Source organism: bacterium (genome assembly GCA_020444065.1).
Lineage (GTDB): Bacteria > Sumerlaeota > Sumerlaeia > SLMS01 > JAHLLQ01 > JAHLLQ01.
In genome coordinates this window covers 478,876-501,136 of record JAHLLQ010000001.1, presented here as the reverse complement: position 1 = coordinate 501,136, position 22,261 = coordinate 478,876, and the positions used below count along the sequence as shown (strand labels likewise).

General features: G+C 58.3%; 14 protein-coding genes. 10 read left to right on the top strand and 4 right to left on the bottom strand.

Annotation, left to right across the window (positions count from 1 at the left end):
- Nucleotides 1-108: 108 nt before the first annotated feature.
- On the bottom strand, nucleotides 109-3,705 hold the full coding sequence (locus tag KQI84_01895) for a carboxypeptidase-like regulatory domain-containing protein (GenBank protein MCB2153612.1): 3,597 nt from the start codon (nucleotides 3,703-3,705) through the stop codon (nucleotides 109-111).
- 580 nt (nucleotides 3,706-4,285) lie between these two features.
- On the opposite strand from KQI84_01895, the gene KQI84_01890 reads away from it, so the two are divergent.
- Nucleotides 4,286-5,230, top strand: coding sequence for a dockerin type I repeat-containing protein (locus KQI84_01890; GenBank protein ID MCB2153611.1), 945 nt, complete (start codon nucleotides 4,286-4,288; stop codon nucleotides 5,228-5,230).
- Between the two features lie 64 nt (nucleotides 5,231-5,294).
- On the opposite strand, the gene xseA is transcribed toward KQI84_01890, so the two are convergent.
- Nucleotides 5,295-6,557: an exodeoxyribonuclease VII large subunit gene (gene xseA, locus KQI84_01885; GenBank protein ID MCB2153610.1), complete on the bottom strand. Its 1,263-nt coding sequence runs from the start codon at nucleotides 6,555-6,557 to the stop codon at nucleotides 5,295-5,297.
- A 145-nt stretch (nucleotides 6,558-6,702) separates the two neighbouring features.
- On the opposite strand from xseA, the gene KQI84_01880 reads away from it, so the two are divergent.
- The 5 genes from KQI84_01880 to mnmG all read left to right on the top strand — a co-directional run bounded on the left by KQI84_01880 (nucleotide 6,703) and on the right by mnmG (nucleotide 13,958).
- Nucleotides 6,703-6,990: a hypothetical protein gene (locus tag KQI84_01880; GenBank protein MCB2153609.1), complete on the top strand. Its 288-nt coding sequence runs from the start codon at nucleotides 6,703-6,705 to the stop codon at nucleotides 6,988-6,990.
- A 74-nt stretch (nucleotides 6,991-7,064) separates the two neighbouring features.
- Nucleotides 7,065-7,784 carry a methyltransferase domain-containing protein gene (locus KQI84_01875; GenBank protein MCB2153608.1) on the top strand — a complete coding sequence of 240 codons (720 nt, stop codon included), beginning with the start codon at nucleotides 7,065-7,067 and terminating at the stop codon, nucleotides 7,782-7,784.
- Nucleotides 7,785-7,988: 204 nt separating this feature from the next.
- Nucleotides 7,989-9,683 carry an AarF/ABC1/UbiB kinase family protein gene (locus tag KQI84_01870; GenBank protein MCB2153607.1) on the top strand — a complete coding sequence of 565 codons (1,695 nt, stop codon included), beginning with the start codon at nucleotides 7,989-7,991 and terminating at the stop codon, nucleotides 9,681-9,683.
- A 267-nt stretch (nucleotides 9,684-9,950) separates the two neighbouring features.
- Nucleotides 9,951-11,993, top strand: a complete 2,043-nt coding sequence (locus KQI84_01865; protein MCB2153606.1) for a peptidyl-prolyl cis-trans isomerase — start codon at nucleotides 9,951-9,953, stop codon at nucleotides 11,991-11,993.
- Nucleotides 11,994-12,071: 78 nt separating this feature from the next.
- Nucleotides 12,072-13,958, top strand: coding sequence for a tRNA uridine-5-carboxymethylaminomethyl(34) synthesis enzyme MnmG (gene mnmG, locus KQI84_01860; GenBank protein MCB2153605.1), 1,887 nt, complete (start codon nucleotides 12,072-12,074; stop codon nucleotides 13,956-13,958).
- A gap of 57 nt (nucleotides 13,959-14,015) precedes the next feature.
- Here mnmG and KQI84_01855 read toward each other — a convergent pair whose 3' ends face one another.
- On the bottom strand, nucleotides 14,016-14,294 hold the full coding sequence (locus KQI84_01855; protein ID MCB2153604.1) for an HU family DNA-binding protein: 279 nt from the start codon (nucleotides 14,292-14,294) through the stop codon (nucleotides 14,016-14,018).
- A 147-nt stretch (nucleotides 14,295-14,441) separates the two neighbouring features.
- Nucleotides 14,442-15,548, bottom strand: a complete 1,107-nt coding sequence (locus KQI84_01850; GenBank protein MCB2153603.1) for a hemolysin family protein — start codon at nucleotides 15,546-15,548, stop codon at nucleotides 14,442-14,444.
- A 300-nt stretch (nucleotides 15,549-15,848) separates the two neighbouring features.
- On the opposite strand from KQI84_01850, the gene KQI84_01845 reads away from it, so the two are divergent.
- From KQI84_01845 to KQI84_01830, 4 genes are all read left to right on the top strand, one after another.
- Entirely contained in the window at nucleotides 15,849-19,670 is a 3,822-nt protein-coding gene (locus KQI84_01845) for a hypothetical protein (GenBank protein ID MCB2153602.1), read from the top strand.
- Nucleotides 19,671-19,771: 101 nt separating this feature from the next.
- Nucleotides 19,772-20,512, top strand: coding sequence for a glycosyltransferase family 2 protein (locus KQI84_01840; protein MCB2153601.1), 741 nt, complete (start codon nucleotides 19,772-19,774; stop codon nucleotides 20,510-20,512).
- Complete coding sequence (locus KQI84_01835; protein ID MCB2153600.1) at nucleotides 20,513-21,262, top strand: VTT domain-containing protein; 750 nt, start codon at nucleotides 20,513-20,515, stop codon at nucleotides 21,260-21,262.
- Nucleotides 21,259-22,185 (top strand): 3'(2'),5'-bisphosphate nucleotidase CysQ, encoded by a 927-nt coding sequence (locus KQI84_01830; GenBank protein ID MCB2153599.1) that lies wholly within the window; start codon nucleotides 21,259-21,261, stop codon nucleotides 22,183-22,185. Before KQI84_01835 ends, KQI84_01830 begins: the two co-directional genes overlap by 4 nt.
- Nucleotides 22,186-22,261 lie beyond the last annotated feature (76 nt).

The window sequence follows — 22,261 nt, the reverse complement described above, 5'->3', positions numbered from 1 at the left end:
CTCCATCTACGCAGAATGCTCGATCCCGAAAATTTGAATCACAATCAGGGACGATGCCAAGCAGATGTTTTATGGGTATTGTGGAGGGGTTTGCCCAGGAACCGGAGGTCACTCCTCGACGGGATCATCGCCGCCAGATTCGGGAGTCTCCCACTCGAATCGTTCATTGACTGTCTCCCCAGGCACAAGCTCGACCGTCCCAACCCAGTAAGCTTCTTCCTCCCCCCAGGCCTCGATGCGATACTGTCCGGGCGGTACGCCGAGGATCTGGAATCCATTCCTACGGGCCAGAACAATGCCGCCCTCTGGCGGCACCAACGTTTCGGAGACGAGCTCGAATTCGGTGCCCCAGTGGACAGGAATCGCGACTTCGGATCCCACCTGGCTGACTTCCAATCTCACAACTTCGGCCGGATTGTTCCGACCCGGCCTGAATGAGCACTCAACGATTTGCTGCGTCTCCAATGTGACTCGCGCTTCCTCGCCCTCCTCGACAGTAACCGGCGACATCGATCGTCCCCGGACGCCCTTTCCAGCCGCGAGCAACCAGTATGAGCCCGACGGCAGATTTCTTATTTGTGCCTCTGCCATTCCATCGAAATTCCCCATGCCGGAGAGGCTGGTGAGAGTGGCGGATTCCCCAACCGGGCCTGCGTTCTCAAACGCCAGGCAGACCGTCAGCTCGCTCTGCATCGAATGATCGGAGGCCTTGGCGACGATCGAGCCCCCTGCTCCGTATGGGATTTCGCCGATATCAATGTCCTCTGGTGGATCCGGCATCACCATCGTCGGGCCGATAGGAGTCGCGTTTGCCCCTCCCGTATCCTGCATTAGGAACATCTTGTACGATCCCGGATAGACTTGGCCGATGCGGAAAGATCCGTCTCCCTCGACCTGGACTTCATCCATTGATTTCCCCGAGTCGGGTGAATCCACCCTCAACACCGACACTCGCGGTCCCCCCTTGGGCAAGCCAGTGAACCGGCCGAAGAACGAGCCGACGCCACCAAACGCGAAATCGCGGTCGATGTCAGCGGATCCGACCTCGATGATCTCGCGTTCGTCTGAATCGCTGGGAGAGCCATAGCCACTCGGGGTGCCCCCGACGGCGATCACTTCATACGGCCCCGGTTCGACGTCTTCGAATTGGAATCTACCTTCCTCATCTGTTATTCGGATGGCATTGATCCAAATCCCGCCGATGATCGGTTTCAGTGCCACTGCACCGCTTGCCATGGGCCGATCGCCGAAGAGAATGCGGCCGCGCACTTCGGCCAGCGAATCCTCCGCCAATCGCACCTCGACCTCATCGCCTGGCTCCAAGTGCACTTCGCGGTGGGCGCAGAATGAATCCTGGTTTGTCCACTTCCCGGAGTAGACCAGGTAGTCCCCGGCTGCAAGTCCCTCAAAGCGAAAATCAGCGCCTTCTGAGACCCCATTCTGGAGCCATCCGCCGGAAACCTGCAGACTGTAGACATACACCTGCGCGTGCTCGCTCCATCGCTCGTCCATAACTTTTCCGTAGATCACTCCTGCAGGAGCGAGCTGGATGCGCAGCGATTCACGATCCTCAGGCGCATAGAGCTGCATATCTTCAAGGAACTGGCCTCGCATTCCTCTCGCCTGTACCAGCAGGTAAAGTGGCATCCCTGACGGCAGGCCATCGAAGTAGAACTCGCCGCGTGCATTGGTGACAGCATCCTTCATCACCTCCGCATTCGAGTTAATATAGGAACGCACAATCTGTTCTAATGAAAGCTGTTCAGAATCGATGCTGAATCCATACGACGGGGAGAACATGATCACATCGGCGCCCGGGATGGGCTTTCCTGCATCATCAACAACCACGCCGGCGAAGTCCAACTTGTCGCACGAGACGGCGAACTCCTCCCGTATCGCTTCATCCGAGGGCCTGGCGATTTGGAGATCAAACAAGGTCGGGCTGCAACTCTCCGACGTGATAATTACGCGATAAGAGGCATCAGCAGTAAGCCCCAAGAGTTCGAACGTTCCATCGGGCGATTCGAACTGCGTCCCCTGGTTCATGTTGTATTCGTCCAGGCGTGCATAGGGCTGCGTGTAATTTCCGTCCCGCGACCCCTGCGCCAGTCGGACACTAAATCGCGTCATCGGATCGCCAGTCGAATTATCAAGAACGCGGCCGCGGATCGCACCGCTGTAAGAGAGCGTCACTTCGTTGTCGTCTTGGTTGAGTTCGAGGAATACCCGTGAGTTGCTTGCGAATCTCTCGTCTGAGGGCTCGAACCAGAAGCCCACATCCTTTGGAAGGTTGCGCAAAACAAACTGACCATTCGAATCCGTTCGAACATTGAGAATGCCGATGAAACCGCTGATCGAATTGGCGCTGACGGCAACGGAGGGAATCGGGTTGCCCTCCGGATCAATCACGCGTCCGCCCACCCAATTTCCCGGCTCGAGCATGATCTCCACTTTGATTGGATTCTCGCCTCGGATGGAATCCAAATTCCTGCTAGCCCCGGCGTAGCCTTCGGCGATCACGGTCAACCAGGGATTGCTGGTACCAATCGAATCAAATCGGAAGCGTCCCTCCGAATCTGTTGTGGCTTCCTGTCGGGTTTGCCACCTGGGCGCAGCCACAACCAGCGCGCCCGCGATCGGTGTCTTATCCATCGCGATCACCCGGCCAACCAACGCCGGGCCGCGCTTCAGAGTAATGTCCAGGCGATACTCCGATTCCTCCACCAAGAGCATTTCCGGCTCTGAGTAGAGGCTGTATCCAGGCGCAAATGCCATGATTTGATTCCGTTGCCCACGGGGAAAGCTCTCCAGGCGATAGTAACCCTCGTAGTCGGTGATTGCACGCGTGGCATCGAGCAAGATCGAGTTCTTCGATTGCATGAAGGAGAGTGTCGCCCCGGCCACGGGTTCCTCGTTTTCGTTGGTGACCTGGCCATACACAGCGCAGCCCGGATCCAATTCCACGACCATCCAAAGGCCTGCACCTGAACTGACCGATCCGGCTTTGATTTCCGCGGCGTAATTCTTCGCCATGACCAGCACCTGCCACTCGCCCGGAGGCAAGGCGTCGAATTCCGCCAGACCCTCCCGGTCCGTCGTTCGCTCATCGCCCTGATCCAGGATCACACGCGCGCGGGATACGGGCGCCATTGTCTGCGCATCAACCACGGCCACAGTCAGCAAGGCGCCTTCGGCGAGAACGAGATTCACCGGGCCGTGCTGCTTGCCAAGGCGCGGATGGAACCACTCATTGCGCCTCGATGCCGGCGCGCGGAGAAGATCCCGAGTCGCAATCAGAAGTGCATCATCTTCCGAATCCGTGAGAAGGGCAAACCAGCCGGAATCATCCGCCACCGCATCCACACCGGGCCTACCCGGCTGAACCATTCGAACACTCGCCCCTGGGGCGGGCGTCTCGCCATCGGGCAGGAATACTCGGCCAAACACCAAAGCTTGGTCAGCCGAAACAGGCGGCGGAGAGAAGCGATCGGGATCGAGCTCTTTGGCACGCGTCACAGACGGAGTCGGCTGGGGATTCGCCGGAACTTGATGAGTTCTTTCCGCCTCCACGGAATGAGTCTGGGCCTCGGAATCATTCGTGGGGGAGGAGTCTCTCGACAGAGCAATCAACCCCACGACGATCAGCAAGCACGTTACAATCAGCCCAAACGTCGAGGCCAGTTGCAGTCGCTGAGTCCGGTTCATGAGATCACCCTACCTCATCCAAGTCCGGCGAAGAGAGACCACGATTCATCCAGAACGAACGGCCGGACTGCCGGGACGTTCGATAACGTGCAGGATCGACGGAATTCCATTATTCCCACTCCCCATTGAATCTGGTAGATCGCAGTATCAAGGACGGGTGTCGCTTGCGCAAGTCAATTGCCGGTCAGGAGCCATTTCTGGAGTTCCATCGGACCCATTTCACATCCGGAATCACTCTTGCTTACACAGTCGGAAACGGAATCCAGCGGTAGAGGCCCGGAAACCGGGTGTGGAGCCGTCAAACAGTGTGGGAAAGGCCGGTCGGAGAGGAAAATTCTGATTGCCGTCCTTTCAGTGGGTTTCTACATTGGTTCCAAGCATGGAAGCGCTAGACGGGGAGAATTAAGAGGACGAGAATGGCACGTAGGCTTTGACACGCCCGCCATGCCCGTGTTCATATATGGCTGTTTTGACCATATAGACGGAGGGCATGGGACATCGGCCTTGTAAATCTCGGACCCGGAAATCGCTTCCAACGCCGGAGAAAACGGCCACCCTCGCTCCCAAGGGAGATACTATCGTGAATCGGATCAAACTTGCTGCACTGCTGACTGCCGGGTTGGCGCTCCCCGTTCTCGGCGGCGCCGCCGCGGTGTACGAAACTGGCTTCGAGGCCAGCGGAGACCCGAGCGGAACAGCTTTCACCGTCGGCGATCTCGACGGACAGGGCGGTTGGGCCGTCCTTGAAAGCACTGCCTCCATCGCAGCCGACGCGGGCGCACACCAGGGCGGACAGTACGTCGTCCAGGACCCCGCCTCTTCCATCGATTTCGCCATGGACGGCTCGGGCCTCGACTCGATCTTCATCGAAGCTTACCACCAGGGCCCTGGTGCGGCTGCTCCCCAGCTTCCCCCGGACGATCCCGCAGCTTCTGCTGTCATCGCATTCAAGTCCACCGGCGTTGACACTTACACGATTTCCTGCCTCGACGGCGACGGCACCGGCAACACGGGCGCCAGCTACGTCGATGGCGGCGTGAACTACCAGAATGACTCCTGGACACGCATCGTCCTCCGCGTCGACTACACGAACGAGATCTGGGATTGCCTCGTCGACGGCAGCACGTACCTCAGCAACCTCGGCTTCCGCGACAGTGGCGTGACCCAGTTCAACGGCTTCCGCTCCACGACCGAGAGCGGATCCTTCCTCGACACCTTCTCCATCATGGTCTCCACGGGCGACCTCGATGGCGATGGCTTCGACGACGTCCTCGAGATCGAGCAGGACAGTGATCCGACCAACTCGGGCGACAAGCCCCTGTTCGGCGACGTCAACCGTAGCGGCGCAGTGAACTCCACCGACGCCATCCTGCTCTATCGCATCGTCATGGGCACAATCATCAACAGCGGCCAGTACGACACTTTCGATGTCAACATGGACTCGCAGATCACCGTGCTCGATGCTCGCCTGCTCTATCTGTGGGCCATCAATAGCTCCGAAGTGCCGACGCTTCCGGTCCGGTAAGACGTCGCACTCCAGCGCAAGAAACAACTCGGCCCCCGCGTCTTGCGGGGGCCGTTCTTTGTACTCAGGCGCCTTCGAACAGATCCGGCGCGTCGTCCGTAATCACAGATCGCACAGTCCCATCGATGAACTCCGTTCGCACGTGCTGCCCGGGTTTCAGTTTCTCCGCCGTCGTCACGACACGTCCGTTCTTCACGCGACGAACGATGGCATAGCCCTTCTTCAGAATGAGCGCCGGATCGTGTCCCTGCATTGCCGCCAATGCGCGCTTCATACGATGGCGGTGTTCGAGCAATCGATCATGCACTGCATCATCCTGTCGCCGCAGTGCATCATCCACACGTTGTTGCGCTTCTCGAAGGCGAGTCTCCGGCTCGCGCAAGGCATAGCTCGACGTCGCCGCCCGCACGCGATGGCGCAAATCGCTCAGGCGAGACATCATCGCTCTTTCCGTCCGCTCTGTCAGATCGCGAATTCGCGCCTGGAACTGTGCATGATCCGCGCTGACAAGTTCCGCCGCCGCCGAGGGCGTTGGTGCGCGAAGGTCCGCGACAAAATCGCTGATCGAGAAATCGACCTCGTGCCCGACCGCCGAAATGACCGGCACGGGACACGCCGCGATCGCGCGCGCCAAGCCCTCATCGTTGAACTCCCACAGGTCCTCCAACGACCCGCCGCCCCGGCCGATGATGAGCACATCGATCCGTCCCGAGCCGCCCAACTTGCGCACGCCCTCAATGAGCTCAGTGGCTGCTCCCCGCCCTTGCACCTTCGCCGGCCAGATCGTCACCGGAATGCCGGGCGCCCTGCGCTTAAGCACGTTCAGCATGTCGCGCACTGCAGCACCTGTTGGAGATGTCACGATGCCGATCGAATTGGGCAGGGTGGGGATTCGACGTTTGCGATCCGGGTCGAAGAGGCCCTCCGCCTCAAGTCGCGCCTTCATTTCCAGGAACTTCTGCCAAAGCGCGCCAGCGCCTTTCTGCTGCAGAGAATCGGCGACCAACTGGTACTGGCCGCGGCGCTCGAAGAGGCTCAGCCGACCGCGTGCTTCCACTTGGTCGCCATCGCGGAATTGGGCGGAGGTACGCGACAGCGACGACCGCCACATCACGCAACTCAAGACTGCACCGCCGTCCTTCAGGGCGAAGTAGGCATGACCGGAAGCCGCCACCGTCCAGTTGCTGATCTCGCCTTCGACCCAGACCCGCGGGAACCGATCCTCCAGTAGGAATCGCACTTGGGCCGTCAGTTCTGATACGGTCAGGGGCTTGCGATCTGGATCTTGTGTGCTGCCTGGGGGCGAGAGCGGGCGTAGGTCTTCCATTCACGGATTCCTCGACGGAGCTGGCTGAACGTTATCCTGGCTGGACATGCAGTGCAATCGAGACTGGTGGGCGTCTTCCCTTGACCCCGCGGCCCGCCCGATTCCCTTTATTCACAGGCAACGAAGTGCGAAAAGGATGCGAACGATGAAATATAAGGATGAGGATGGACAAGTTTTTCGCGTGGTCGTGAACAGCGGCACATGCAACCTGGCGCTGCTGCTGGCCGTCTTTTCGACGCGCCCCGAGGAAACGCTCGCCAAGTACCTGGAGCGCTCCGCCGTCGGCGTCGTGGAAGAGCCCACGCTGGTTGAGTCGAAGAAGCCCAGCGACAAGGGGATCGACCTCTTCATCGTGGAATCCAAGCGCGGCCCCGGTTTCGAGATTGCGAACCGGTTGAAGATTGGGAAGATTGACCGGGTCTTGAAAGACTGATCCGCGATCGACACTTTCCAGAACTTGAAGCATCATCCCCTCCGCTGCGTACCACACGTCGGAGGGGATTTCTCATGGATAAGCACGAGCAACTGACAGCCGGTCAATTCGGCGGAGATATTCTCGATGTCGCCACCGGCCGTGGATTCTTTGCACACTGGATGATGGAGAATCTGCAGGATGTGCGCTCGGTGACCGGCATCGATGAATCCGACAAGGGCTTCGAGCAGGCTCAAGAGCTGTTCGGCGAGCGCGACATCAAGTTGCTGCAAATGAGTGCCGCGAGGATTGGCCTGCCGGACGCCAGCTTCGATACTGTCGGAATCTGCAATTCCATCCACCACCTCGCCGATCGATATTCCGCGATGTGCGAGATGTCCCGTGTTCTTCGCCCCGGCGGAACCTTCCTGCTGACGGAGATGTATCGCGATGACCTGACGGAGACTCAGCAGACCCACGCGATCATGCACCATTGGTGGGGAGAGATCGACCGCTCGCTGGGCATCAGTCACTTCAAGACCTTCCGGCGAGCGGAGCTCTTGGAACTGCTCGAGTGGTCGAATCTCGAAGTCGAAGTGGTCATTGACCACAAGGATCTCACCCCTGATCCCAAGGCGCCGGAGACTTTAGAACACCTGGACAAGGTCATCGACCAGTACCTCGAACGCGCGGGTCAAACGGCGAACCGAGAGCACTTCTGCCGTCGAGGGGAAGAAATTCGCGCGCGTCTCCACGATATCGGGTTCCATTCGGCAACGCTTCTGACGGTGCGCGGACGAAAACCGGTCAACTGAGGCAAGACGGCGCACCTGTCCCGCAGGGTGTCCGCTGGGGGAACGCTTTCACCTCCTGGATCGTCATTTTGTTCGCCATAAATAGTTGAAAACAAACGGGTTGAGCTGTTTGGCCGGTTGGGGTACACTCAGTCGCAATTGGTTCTGGATTTGCTCCATCTTTCAATGGCGTCCTAATGCTCGTGCGCCTTCGGAGGGAACTTCTTGCTCAACAGCATCCGAGTTATCGAACGAACCTATTTGCACGCCCAGCGCTACCGCCAGATTCTTGCGGTGCTCTTCAAGTATGGATTCGACGATCTTGTCGAGCGCCTGAACCTGGAGAGCTATGTCGAGAAGGGGCTGAAGCTGATCGCCCGGGGCGACCAGTCGGAAGCCATTCAGAAGGCAACATCCGCCGAACGGACGCGCATGGCGATCGAGGAACTCGGCCCGACGTTCATCAAGCTTGGCCAGATTCTCTCCACGCATCCTGACATCTTGTCCGAAGAAATTGTCGTCGAATTCGAGAAACTGCAGGACCACGTTCCTGCCTTCTCGTTCGATGAAGTTCGCAAGATTGTAGAGGAGGATCTGGGCGAGTCGATCGAGTCGGTGTACGATGACTTTCAGGAGACTCCGATCGCGGCCGCATCGATCGGTCAGGTCCACCGTGCGAAATTGAAAGACGGCAAGGAAGTCGTCGTCAAGGTCCAGCGTCCCGGGATCAAGCGTATCGTCGAGACCGATCTGGATATTCTGTTTCACCTCGCGGAACTCGCCGAGCGCCACATGGAGGGGATGGAAGCCCACAATCCCTCCAAGGTGATCGAGGACTTCTCTCAGACGATCCACAACGAGCTCGATTTCACCACCGAAGCCGCCAATATGGAGGCCTTCCTCGGCGAATTCCGTCACGAAGAAGGCGTGTATGTCCCGACGGTGTACCACGATCTGACCTCGCCGCGTGTGCTCACGATGGAATTCGTTCGGGGGATCAAACCCTCGAACATCGAAGAGCTGCGCAAGGCCGATTTCGATCCAAACCAGATCGCGCATCGCGGCTACAAGTACATGATTCAACAGATTCTGGTGTTCGGTTTCTTTCACGCCGACCCTCATCCAGCGAATCATCTGGTCATGAGCGACGGCACGATCTGCTATCTCGACTTCGGCATGATGGGTCATCTCAGCCGACGCGAACGCGAGGAGTTCGCAGACCTCGTCACCGCCATTGCGAAGCGCGACGAGGTGCTCGCGGCAAAGTCCTTTGTACGTCTCTCGAATTGGGATACGGAACCCGATCGGGAGAAGCTCGAGAAGGCGCTCGAGCACTTCATGAACCAGCACTTCCACAAGTCGCTGAAGAAGATGGAACTGGGGCGCTTGCTGCGGGAGTTGGTTGAGATCCTCGGCGACTTCCGTATGCGCCTTCCGCAGGACCTGTTGCTTGTCGTCAAAGCCCTTAGCACCGTGGAAGGACTGGGGCGGATGCTGAATCCCGAATTCGATCCGATTGCAGAGGCCGAGCCGATGCTGCGCCGGCTCCAACGCGCTCGAAAGCATCCGTTGCGGGTTGCGCAGGACACGATGGACGCAACCGGCGAGATGCTGCACTTCCTCAGAGAGCTTCCCGGTCAGATGCGGACGTTCTTCTCCGCCATTCGGCGCGGGCGGTTGGACATCAAGTTCGAACCGACCGGGCTGGAGCCGCTCCTGACGATGCTGGACAAAGTCAGCAGCCGATTATCACTGGCGATTCTCGTCGGTTCCCTGGTGATCGGCTCCTCGGTGATTGTGCTGTCCGGAGTGCCGCCGACGTGGCACGATATTCCTCTGATTGGCATTGTGGGATTCGTCGTGACGGGATTCCTGTCCCTCTGGCTGATCGTTTCAATCATCCGTCAATCGAAGCCGTAGACGTCCGCCGATGATGATTCAGAGCGAAGCCTGCCAGCCGGAATTTCCTTGCCTCCCGGGCCGCCATCGCCCGAAATCGGCGCCCCCGGTTGAGAGCAAAGCCCAGCTTCGAAAACTGGGGATGATGAGTGACGAGAGCACTGAATTTGAAGGATTTACCCTTCCGCTTCTAACCCGGCGGGGGAGACCGCAGTCGAATCAGCGGACAATGCGCCCATTCCGGCCCATGGCGGGCCTTATCGAACCCAAGACGAGGAGTTCACAAGCATGACTCGGAAACAGACGATTCGCAGACTTTCACGTGCAGCGGCAACCGCGGCGGCCGTCCTGGCATTCGCAGCCGCAATTGCCCCCTCGGCATTTGCTCAGGACTCGAGACCGGCGGCGGTCTCTTCCGCGAAGGTCGAGGCAATCGACACTGCTACTCTCAATCTTGCGGACGAGGATCCCATCTTCGAGGCGTTCGGCAAGACCTATACTGCAGGCGAATGGAACGCGATGGTTCATGACTATCCGCCCGCCATCCTGCGATCGCAGGGAATGATGTCTTTTGATATTAATAATGCCACCAAGCCTCGCGTCTTAATGGCCATCAAGTCCTGGGCGACTGAGCAGGCCGCGGCCCGAAAGGGACGTGAACTCGGATTGAAGCCTAGCCCTGGCGAGCAGCAACACCTCGATCGCGAGAAGCAGCGCTTTGCCCGTAACATGTGGGTGGAGAAGATGGGTTTGTCGGATCTTCCAGAGCCAACCGAAGAGCAGATGCGCACCTACTACGACGAGCACAAGTCGGACTACAGCCGTCCCGAGCAACTCCAGATGCGCCATATCTTCATTCCGACCTACCGTTTCTACACGGTCGAGGATGGCGACACGCTTGAGAGCATTGCAGAGAAGATCGCCGGCGACGCTTCGCTGGCGGACAAGATTCTCGACGACGCTACAAAGAAGCCTCGGGCAGACAAGGTCATCGACGTGAATGGCGAGGAAATGCCTGCGCAGGCACTGCAGACTGGCGAACTACTGCTCGTTCCCGTGGCTGGAAAAAAAGCCGAAGAGGCAAAGCAAAGGATCGACGAAGCCTATCAGAAACTCAAGGACGGCGAGGACTTCCTGGACGTCGCGAAAGAGTATTCGGACAGCAAGGAGCCAGGGCGTCTGATTGTCGTCGATCCGAACAGCGAACAGGAAATTCTGCCGCTAATTTCCGAGACGTTTGAGGCTCTTGGTGATGGTGAATTCTCCGAACCCATTCGCACCAAGCACGGCTGGCAAATCGTCTATCGCGAGCAGCACCTTGAGAAAGGCTATCAACCGTACAACGAAGTCGACCAAGCCGCCAAACGTGCTGTCCGGCGGGAGATGCAAATCGCCAAGTTTGGAGAGATTTTCTCGCGTCTCTTCCTGCAGTTCCGCGACCGAATCGATATCAACGAGGAAGCGCTCGCCAATATCTTCGATGACAAGTACGCGGGCGATATCCTCGTAAAGACCGAGGACTTCGAGTATCCAGTCAGTGACTTCCTTGCCGACTACGGTACCCACATTGACGAAAACACGCCGATCGAGGAGCGCGTCGAGATGCTGAGCACTCTTCCTCGCATGCGCCAGCAACTCTTCAAATGGAGCATGGACCACGAAGGCATTATGGATAGCGACGAGCTCAAGGTGAAGATCGATTCTCTCGCCGATATCTTCTACTCGAATGCCTATTATCGGTCCGAAATCCAAGAGCAGGTAGAAGCACCCTCTGAGGAAGTTCTGCGTGCCGAATACGACAAGAACATCGAGAAGTATCGTCAGCCTGCCACAGTTGAAGTCTGGCAGTTCTATGTCGCCCCTCCGATTCCGGACGGTGCTGACGAGGCGAAGCGCGCAGAGATTCTGGATGCAGAGAAGGATCGCGTTACCAAGAAACTCGCCGATGTAACCAGTCCAGAGGCCTTCTCGAACAAGGCGCGCACCATTGGCGAGGGGCCAGATGCTCAGAAGGGCGGGGAGATGGGAGCTGTCGGAGTTCACTTCCTCGATGGTTTCGGCGAAACGTTGATTGAAGATGCCGAGGAGAATTCAATCTACGGCCCGGTTGTAATCGGCGATCGCGTCTATGCATTTTGGATCGGCGAGAAGACAGCCGAGAGTGTGAAGCCCTTTGAAGACGCCAAGCAGGAGATCGGAATTCGCCTGTCCCGTGTCGCAGAGCAGGAAGCGCGCGACAGCGTTTCCCAGGATCTTCTTGAAGATGCCGATGTGGTTATCCTGGTCGACGATCTGAAAGAACTTGATCAGAATTCCAAGAGCGAAGAGTAATCTCGAAGTCGAAGAACGGATTCATCCTTGGGCGGCGGCTTCAGAGCTGCCGCCCCTTTTCTTCGAAGTGAATTGGACATGACGGAACGATCATTCGATGTGCTGGTTGTGGGCGGCGGACACGCCGGAATCGAAGCAGCCCATGCGGCAGCGCGGATGGGCTGTTCGACGGCGCTACTGACGATGGAGAAAGCCGCCATCGGACGGCCTTCCTGCAACCCGGCAATCGGCGGACTTGGCAAAGGTCACCTCGTTCGAGAGATCGACGCTTTCAACGGGGTGATGGCTCGTGCAACGGATGAGACAGGCATTCAGTATCGCCTTCTCAATCGTTCAAAAGGACCTGCCGTTCAGGCACCTCGCGCGCAGATCGATAAGGATCTTTATCCGGCGTGGGTTCAGGAGTACCTGGAGACTGTCGAGAATCTCACCATCATCGAGGGAGAAGGCGCAGAGATACTGACCAGCGGCGGACGTATCTGTGGCCTTGTCACGGCAGATGACATTCGACTCAAGTGCCGAGCGCTGGTTCTCACGACGGGAACATTCCTGAATGCAGTCATGCACTGTGGAATGGTGAGGACGGAGGGGGGACGCATCGGCGAACGGGCTTCGAAGCGCCTTGCAAGTTCCTTTCTCGACCTTGGGCTCGAGACGGCACGACTCAAGACAGGGACGCCCGCGCGCCTGCGACGTTCTACGATCGATTTCTCCGTCTGCGAGTTGCAGCCTGGCGACGAGCCAGCCCCGCCGATGAGCATTCGTACTCCCCGCATCGACCGGCCGCAGGTCCCATGTTACATCACGCGCACTAACGAGAAGACCCACGAAATCATTCGCGGTGGCCTCGATCAATCGCCGCTTTTCATGGGCGTGATCGAAGGCGTCGGTCCACGGTATTGCCCTTCCATAGAAGACAAAGTCGTTCGTTTCGAGGAGCGCACAAGCCATCACATCTTCCTCGAGCCGGAAACGCGCGATGGCGAATCGATCTACCCGAACGGCATCTCCACAAGTCTGCCGCGGGAGGTACAGGAAGACTTCGTGCGGAGCATTCCCGGTCTCGAGCGCGTCGAATTCCTTCTGTACGGCTATGCTGTCGAATACGACTACGTGCCTCCGCGCCAGTTGCATCCGACACTCGAGACCAAAAGCGTCCCGGGTCTTTACCTGGCCGGTCAGATCAATGGCACCAGTGGCTACGAGGAGGCCGGAGGCCAGGGACTTCTCGCCGGAATCAGCGCCGCACTTTCGATCAAGCAGCAGGAGCCCCTCGAGATTCGACGCGATGAAGCCTACCTGGGCGTGATGGTTGATGATCTTTTGACCAAAGACCATCGTGAGCCCTATCGCCTTTTCACCAGTCGCGCGGAGTTTCGCCTGATCCTTCGCTGCGACAACGCGGACTTGCGAATGGCTCCGTACGCCTATCGCGTTGGCTTGATCACAGAGGAAGAGTACGAACGCACAATGTTGCTCCGCGATGCTGTCGAAGCAGAGCGCGAGAGGCTCGACGAAATGCCACTGAGGCATTCCGATGTCGATTGGGAGGTTGCGGACGAGATCGGTTTCGAGCGCCCCGACAAGGCATTGATGCTCTCGCGCGTCCTGTCTCGTCCCGATCTCACGGTCGATGAGTTTGAACGACTCGTGGGTCCATTGGAAGATCGCGTTCCCGCAGATTTACGCGAGCGCTACCGCCAGCTTGTCGAAACCGAGACGCAGTACTCCGGCTACCTGGGCAAGCAGTTGCGACGCGTCGAAGCCATGCGAGAACGCGAGGAGGTGCACTTGCCGCAGGACTGGGACTACGCCTCGATTCGCTCGTTGAGGCGAGAGGCTCAGCTCGCGCTCGAGCACTTCCGTCCCGCGACGCTGGGCCAGGCATCGCGCCTCCCAGGCGTGAATCCCTCCGACGTGGATATTCTGTGGGTCGCACTCCAGAAACGGCACGGGAGAGATTAAAGCAAACGTCCCCGGACAGCGAATGCCCAGGGACGCAAAATCGGAATGTCGATCCGATTACTTGTTCAGTTTTTCCTTCAGTGCACCTGCCTGGCGGAAGGAAACGCTCTTGCTGGCCGGGATTGTAATTTCCTGTCCGGTCTGCGGGTTGCGTCCCTTGCGCTCGGCGCGCGACTTCACCTCGAAGCTACCGAAGCCGGCCACGGCAAACTTGCCGTCGACTTCCAGAGCCCGCGCGATCGTCTCAAAAACCTTGTCGTGAATCCGGGTCACGTCAGCCTTCGAAACCCCTTCCACGTTTTCTGCCACGATATCGATCAGTTCAGCTTTCGTCATGGAGTCTTCCTTTCTGTGTGAATGGCCTCCAGCCTCTCCGGCGAGAAACCCATAATACGTATGCTCCCGTTCGGGCTTCAAGGGTGAACCACCGCCCACCCCTGGCGGTAAAGGGGAAAATGCGAGTCCCTCACGCCGATTCACACCCTAGCCCAGATCCTGATCCGTGTCGTCCCCCGCATTTCTCGCGCCTCGGTTCATGCGGAACTTCTGTAAACGACGCTCTGCTTTCTGACGGGCCACGTCCTGCATGTCGATGTGTTGATCGTGCAGATCAACGATCTCCTCGCCCAGCAGGTACTCCAGAACATCCTCCAGCGAAATCACCCCTTCGATCCCGCCGTACTCATTCGTGACGCAGATCAAGTGCTGGCGGTCTTCCAGGAATCGCTTCAGGAGCTCGTGGCACTTCACCGTCTTGGGGACCAGAACGACCGGGTGCATCAGGTCGCGCAGTGTGGTTCTTTCCAACTCCTCGCGCGGCGAATGCACCAGCATATCAAACACGTCGCGGCGATGGACGACGCCCTCGACCTGGTCGGGGTCGTTGTCCTTCACGACCGGCAGGCGGCTGTATGTCCAATGTTCCGAGTGCTCCTTGACCTCGTTCAGGGGCAGGTCGGCCGACAGCATGTAGACCACGGTTCGTGGCGTCATCAGATCCCCGGCGGTCACGTCGTTCAGGCGGAGCGCATTGATTGCCCAGCGCGCCTCCTCCGGCAGAAGCGTCCCCGCCCGGGCACCCATTTCCGCCAGAGCCAGGATTTCCTCTTCGCTCGGTGCGCTGGATTCCTCCGAAACATTCTTGCGAATCGAATGCGTGATCCGCTGGCTCAGCAAGACAAACGGAAACAGCCCCTTGATGATCGTGACCATCGGCAGTGAGAGCGAAGGAGCCAGGCGGTCCGCATACGTCACGCCAAGGGTCTTCGGGATGATTTCGCTGATAATGAGGATGATGAGTGTGAAGATACCAGAGTAAACAGCAACGGCCACATCGCCATAGTGATGCCCCACCAGCGCACCGGCGACCGTCGCGCCGACCGTATTGGCGATCGTATTCAGCGTCAGGATCGCAGAGATTGGTTCATCGACCTTCTCGCGCAGGCGGGCCAGCCGCACTCCACCGACATGACCCTGACGGCGCAGTTCCTCAATCTTGCCCGGCGGGATGGCATACAGGGCGGCCTCCATCAGACTGCATAGGAAGCTGGTGCCCGCCGCGATGACTGTGACAACAAAGATGAGAAACAAGCGCTGCCGCCGATCCTTTCGTGAAGAGAAGTGAGCGCAAAGTCTTGTCCTTCCATTCCTCGCCCCACCCCAGGGCTTCAAGCAAAAGCATCATGGGCAGGCGAACCGTAGCACCAGGCTGCACCGGGACGGGACAAACTGGACCAGCGTTCACCCCATTTTGAGTTGCCCGACCGCCGGGAGCGTCCTACATTCTTTCTATATTAAGATCTTGCTTGTCTTGCTGCGTCCCCTGACCGCGCCCACATGCGGTCATTGTCAATCTTTGTTGCCCGCCCATGGGCCGGCAGGTGAATAGTCATGCACCGTTCGTTCCTCCGCTCCCCGCTTCTTCTCATTATCGGGTTCACCATCCTTGGTCTGACCAGCAGAGTTCCCGCTGCGACGCTGGACATCTCCGACGGCACGGGCATTTTCGTCGCCGATGATGGCGAGTCCAATGCTCTTACGCTCGACTTCTACATCCTCTCCGACGCCTATGAATTGCACGACGCGAACAACATCATTGTGCTGACCGGAAATAGGCTGGCTGGAACTTCCGGATCAGGCACCAACACCGTGACTGTACCGAATCAGAATGTTGGGATGTTCCTCTTCCTCCTGGGTGACATGGCGGACGGGCTGGAGGTCAAAGGCACAGACGATTACATCAGTGCCTTCGGCGGCCCAGGTGGAGATCTGATTGTCTTCCACAAGGTGGACGAGACCGGCGCCTCGGCAGATGGAGAGGACGGAGATGACACGGTCACCGTAGTCGCCTGCGAAGATTTCTGCGTGGCACCTTGCGACTTGGACTGCGGAAATGTGGAAGTCACCGACTCCGGATCCGATACCAACGATGCTCTCTACTGTCTTGGGTCTGCGAATAACGACATCTTCGACATGCAGGGCGATGCCGTGTTCGCTTCCACCGCCGGGGGCATTCAGCGGACGATCGGTTTCTCGGCCACGATCGACATCCCGAATGTCAATGCCCAGGATGGCAATGACTCCATTACGCTGCGAGCCGGCAAGGGATACGTTCGTGGAGGAGCGGATGACGATCAGATCCACGTGATGGGGTCCGACGATGTGTTCGACATCAACGGCGAATCCGGAACCGACATCATTACGGTGGACCTGGGTGACCTGGGCGGTCGCGTCATCGTTAATGACTTTCAGGACGGTTCTTCCTTCAACGAACTCTTCGTAAACGGAACCGAGGGTCGAGATGTTCTCAATGTATTGAATTACCAGATGACCACGGCGACAGATCAGATCGATTTCACGACCGGCGCTTTCGTTGGTATCGAGATCAACACCCGGGGCGGAGACGACGACATTCTGCTGCTCGATCGCATGAATACTGGTGTCCTGAAGTGCGGTTCAGGAGATGATTACGTTCAGACATACAGCGCAACAAGCGGTGGCGGCTATTACCAGGATGGCGAGGATGGGAGCGACACATACCTCTTCTACTTCGATCCCGATCCGCCGTCCGTCGTTTATCAGGAGCAGGTGGAAGATACTGGTACGGGTGCGACCGACGTAGATAGAATGACTGTCGAAGGCACATCTGGAGTGGAGTCCATCCTAATCAAAGAACACGCCTCCTATTTTGGATTCAAACGATTCTACTACTATGGTGTTGAAGAGCTGACGCTCGACCTTCTTGAAGGAGACGACACTGTTTCAGTCGAACGTCTCGCATCCAATGAACTTATCCGAGTTAGCGGCGGCGACGACAATGATTCCTTCGAGTTTGGAACGACGCTGCTGCCGCTGACAACTCTGATTGCTGGAAGCATGATCCTTACGGGCGGGTATGGCGAGGATTCGCTCGTCGTCAACGACTCCGGTTCCACATTCGGCAGAACCGTGAATCTCTCCACGAACTTCATCAAAGGGATGAACCTGGCACCTCTAGGGATCATGTACTCGGGATTCGAGAGTGGAGCAATCACGCTCGGCTCTGGCGAAGACGGTGTTTCCGTGGTGGGCAATGGTGCGCCTTTTACTATTGAGACCGGTGCCGGAAATGATCTGGTCAGCATCGACCAAGTGACAACGGACGTGCTGGTGAACCTCGGTCCGGATGACGACCGGATTGGAGTGGGCACATCTGGTGACCTGACTCAGATCGCGGGTGACCTGCGCGTGATTGGTGACGGTGGGGTAGACCTGTTGGCAGTTTCCGATAGCATCGCAGTGACTTCGAAGACCGGAACCCTTGAGGCCCGTCGCGTGACAGGGCTTGGAACATACTCCGGCATCGTTCACGAAGGCTTTGAATACATCAGCGTCGACCTGGGAACGAAAGGCGACCAGTTCGACATCTACAGCATTCCCACAGTCATCGCGTCGATTCGGGGCGGCGAAGGCGATGACATCATCCAGCAACTTGCCGACCAACAACCTGTCGTCGGCCAGTGGGCGTTCGATGCCCCGGACGACATTGGAATCGCCCAGAACGGCAGATGGTGGATCGACTGGGGACAGAACGGGAGTATCGATCCAAACACACGCGAGGACGGGCAGGCCTACGCCTTTTTCCTGGGTCCTCAGACGCCCGTCGTCGGAGACTGGAACGGCGATAGCATCGATGATATTGGCGTGTTCGATCCCGATTCCGGTGTTTGGTTGCTGGACCTGAACGGAAACCTCCAGATCGACGACACACCGCTTGTGGCAGGTGTCTTCGGAACTGGCGTGACTCCCATCGTTGGAGACTGGAACGGCGACGATCATGACGACCTCGGTGCCCATGATCGTCTGGGAGAGAACTTCTATCTCGATTTAAATGGGGACGGAGTCATCGATCTTCTGGGGACCGAACCGCCGATCCCCTTTGGCACTGGCTCCGGCGGACGCGATTTCCCGCTGGTGGGCGACTTCAATGGCGATGGATTTGACGACATCGCTGCCTTCGATCCACAGACCGCAAATTGGGCAGTCGATTTCAACGGAAACCTGATCGGCGACGAGTTCATCACGACGTTCGCGACGAATTCGGGCGACGGAGGCGTTCCTCTGATCGGCGATTGGGACGGTGTCGGTGGGGATGAGATCGGCATCTACGAACCATATACAGGGCTTTGGCGCCTGGATGCTGATGACAGCGGCACCTATCAGGTCGGCACGGACACAGTCGTATATTACACGGCCGGGACGACATTGGAGCAGCCGGTCGTCGGCGATTGGAACGACGACGGGACAGACGATGTGGGGGTCTTCGCTCCGGAAACGGGCGAGTTCCTTCGCGATCGCAATGCGAACTACATCGCAGACGATTTGTTCGACACTCCCAATGCAGTCGGGATCGCCGAAATCCGTGGAGACGGCGGCGAGGATCTGGCCTGTGCATTTTCCAATACCCCATTCATCGCCAATGGTGGAACACAGGCTTCGGGCGATGTTCTGCAGGTGGACATCGAAGGAACGCTCCCCACGTTCCGCCAAACCACGGTCTCTATCCCTGGCAAGCCCAACGGCTCTTACGAGCAGACGGAAGTTGTCCTGCCGATCGATCCCGGCCCGACGATTTTCTTCGAAGGGACAAGCATCGACGATCTGATTTCCCTCGAGGATGGCTTCCTCAAGATCGCCGACGTGAGCATCAAGTACATCGACGCCACTTCCTTGCAGGTCGATGGCGATGACGGTTCAGATCACCTCGAGATTCGCATGCCGCACGTTCCATTCGACGTTGACTTCACTGATACGGGCGGAACCGGCACGAATACGCTGGAGATGAACGGTCAGGTTGGAACCGACGTGTGGCACCTGGCGGGGAATACGCTGACGATCGACGGTCTGACGGTGACTTTCAGTGGCGATACGGACGGGCTATTCGTCAATGGTCTGGACGGCGACGACACGGTGACTGTCGAAGGCGGCTCGTCGAGCACCGAAGTCTTCCTCCACGGCGGCCCCGAACCCCTCGCCGACACCTTCAACTTCGACGGGCTCGGTCTTGGCGGGACGAACAATCCCAGCGGTCCCGAATCCGGTATGGTCCAGGCCAATGGCTACCGCCCCGTGCATTACGAAGAGTTCGAGGCTCTGAATATCACGAACTTCCTGGCTCCCACACCGACTCCTACGCCCACTCCTGGGCCGTACGTGGGCTGGAGCCTGCGGTAGGGGAGTCGGGCGTTTGGAAACTTCCGAATTGACGGTCTGAGGGGCCACTAGGACAACGTGGCTGCGAGAGTAAGCAAACGCCCCCTCAGGAATTCGCCAATATGCCAGGATCGGAATCCAGGCCCGAACTCAGCATCGTCATCCCCGTCTACAACGAAGAGGAGTGCATCCAGGAGGTCGTGGATGAACTTGTCGGCGTTCTGAAGGATACGACCTACGACTGGGAAGTCCTGCTGGTGAACGACGGTTCACGTGATCGTTCGCCGGAAATCCTGGACGAAATGTCGGCGGAAGAGCCACGGCTGCGAGTCCTCCATTTCGTGCGCAACGCAGGTCAGACGGCTGCCTTCGAAGCCGGGTTCCTGGCCGCCCGAGGCGGCATCGTCGGCATGATGGACGGCGACGGACAGAACGATCCACGCGACTTCCCCCGCCTGATCGAGGCCATGCGCGAGCAGAAGGTCCACATGATGTGTGGCTATCGCGCCAAGCGCCAGGACAGCATCGTGCGCAAGATTTCCTCTCGTCTGGCGAATGGCGTACGCAATTGGGCCACCCGGGAGGAGATTCGCGATGTGGGTTGCTCCATTCGCGTCTTCGATCGCCGGTGCCTGCGCCGGATCAAACTCTTCAACGGAATGCACCGCTTCTTTCCGACCCTGGTTCGCATGGAGGGATTCCGCATCGGCGAGATTCCCGTCAATCACCGCCCACGCACATCCGGCACGTCGAAGTACGGCATCAACAACCGCCTGTGGCGGGGAATCCGCGATATCTTCGCGGTTCGCTGGATGCAGAGTCGCGTCCTCCACTACCGGGTGCGTCGCCCGAACGATCACTGAATGAGCAAATCGTCCGATCAGAAGAAGGCGAAGAAGAAACTCGGCAAGGACATCATCCGCGTCCTGCTGATCGCTGCGATATTCGCTCTCGCGGCTATCCTGCTACGCCACGAATCCGTTCGAGCAAACCTGTTCAACATCGAGCACATTCGAGACACATTGAACTCCACCGACAGTGTCGGCGGGCGTCTGAAGTCCTATTTTCTGTTTATTCTGGTTTCGGCTCCGCTCGTTGTCGTTGGTATGCCCCGTATTTGGATCAGCGTCGTCGCGGGATCGGTCTTTGGCGCCCTGGTCGGGATTCCTGTTGCATTGATCGCCTCGGTAATCGGCTGTCTGGGAACCTATCTGGTGGGCCGCTCGATGCTCGCCAGCATGATTCGCAGGCGATTCGGGAAACGCGTCAAGATGATGCGCGAACGATTCCGCGAGAACGCCTTCTTCTGGACGCTCTACTTTCGCCTGTTTCCATTCTCAAACGCGACGTTGACGGGATTGCTTTGCGGAACATGCAAAGTGAATATGCGCTCCTATGTACTCGCCAGCGCCATCGGCTTTACACCGATGACGATCATCTTTGCAGTCTTCGGCAGCGGCGCGGCGAAGGCGAACTCGCTCCAGATAGGGCTTGGAATTGTTCTCTTCCTCGGCAGCATTCTCCTGCAGCGCATGCTCTCGCCGAGAATGAAACTGGCTAGTGAAAGACACCAGGCCGAACTGGCCAGGAATTCGTCGAAGGATAAGCCGTGACTGATCGCCCATTGGCAAGCTACGAAGATTGTCTCAATTCCGCATTTCACGTTGCCCTGGAAGCATGGGGACGGATTTCTCACTACCATCGGGCCGATGACCTGGACGTGTACGAGAAGCCCGACGGACCGGTAACCGATGCCGATCGCCTGGCCGACCAGATCATCGTCCAGGCGCTTGAGAAGCTCTACCCGCGCACGGACTACGGCTACCTCTCCGAGGAATTCGAGCGCGATCCCGACCGGTTCGCCAAGTCCCGCGTCTGGATCATCGATCCGATCGACGGAACCCAGGACTTCATCCAGGGGCGAGATGACTTCGCCATTCACATCGGCCTTGTTGAGCGAAACGAAGACGGCATCTTCGAACCGATCGTCGGCATCGTGTACCATCCCCGTGCCGGACGCATGTACAGCGCCATCGTCGGTCAGGGGGCCTGGGTTCAGGAAGAAATCCGACCATCCGAAGGCGCCTTCTGGTGGACTCCGGACGAGCCCGATCCGGCGTCGGCTCGCTTTGCCGAACCCCAGCGCATGCACGTCTCGGCCCGGACGGAATTATCGGAACTGACGGCCGTGATCTCGCGCTCCCACATGACTCGCCGGCTGAAGGCGACCGTCGAAGCGCTTCCTCTGAAGGGCTACTACCGCCGCGGATCGCTTGGCGTGAAGTTGGCAGAAGTCGCTCGTGCCGAAGCCGACTTTTACATCCTGACCGAGCGCGGGCGATGCAAAGAGTGGGACACCTGCGCCCCACACATCATCGTTATCGAAGCGGGCGGGCGTGTGACCGATTTGGACGGAAAAGAACTGACGTACAACAACGAGGATGTCCACATCCACGGCGGATTGCTCGCCACGAATTCCGTTAGTCATGACATGCTATTGTCCGCACTCGAAGATATCCCCATCCTCTACAAATGAGTGCCTCCACTTGACACGGTGGGAAAATGTTGGCTGATTGGAGCGGACTCTTGTACGAGCGCCAATCTTTCCCACG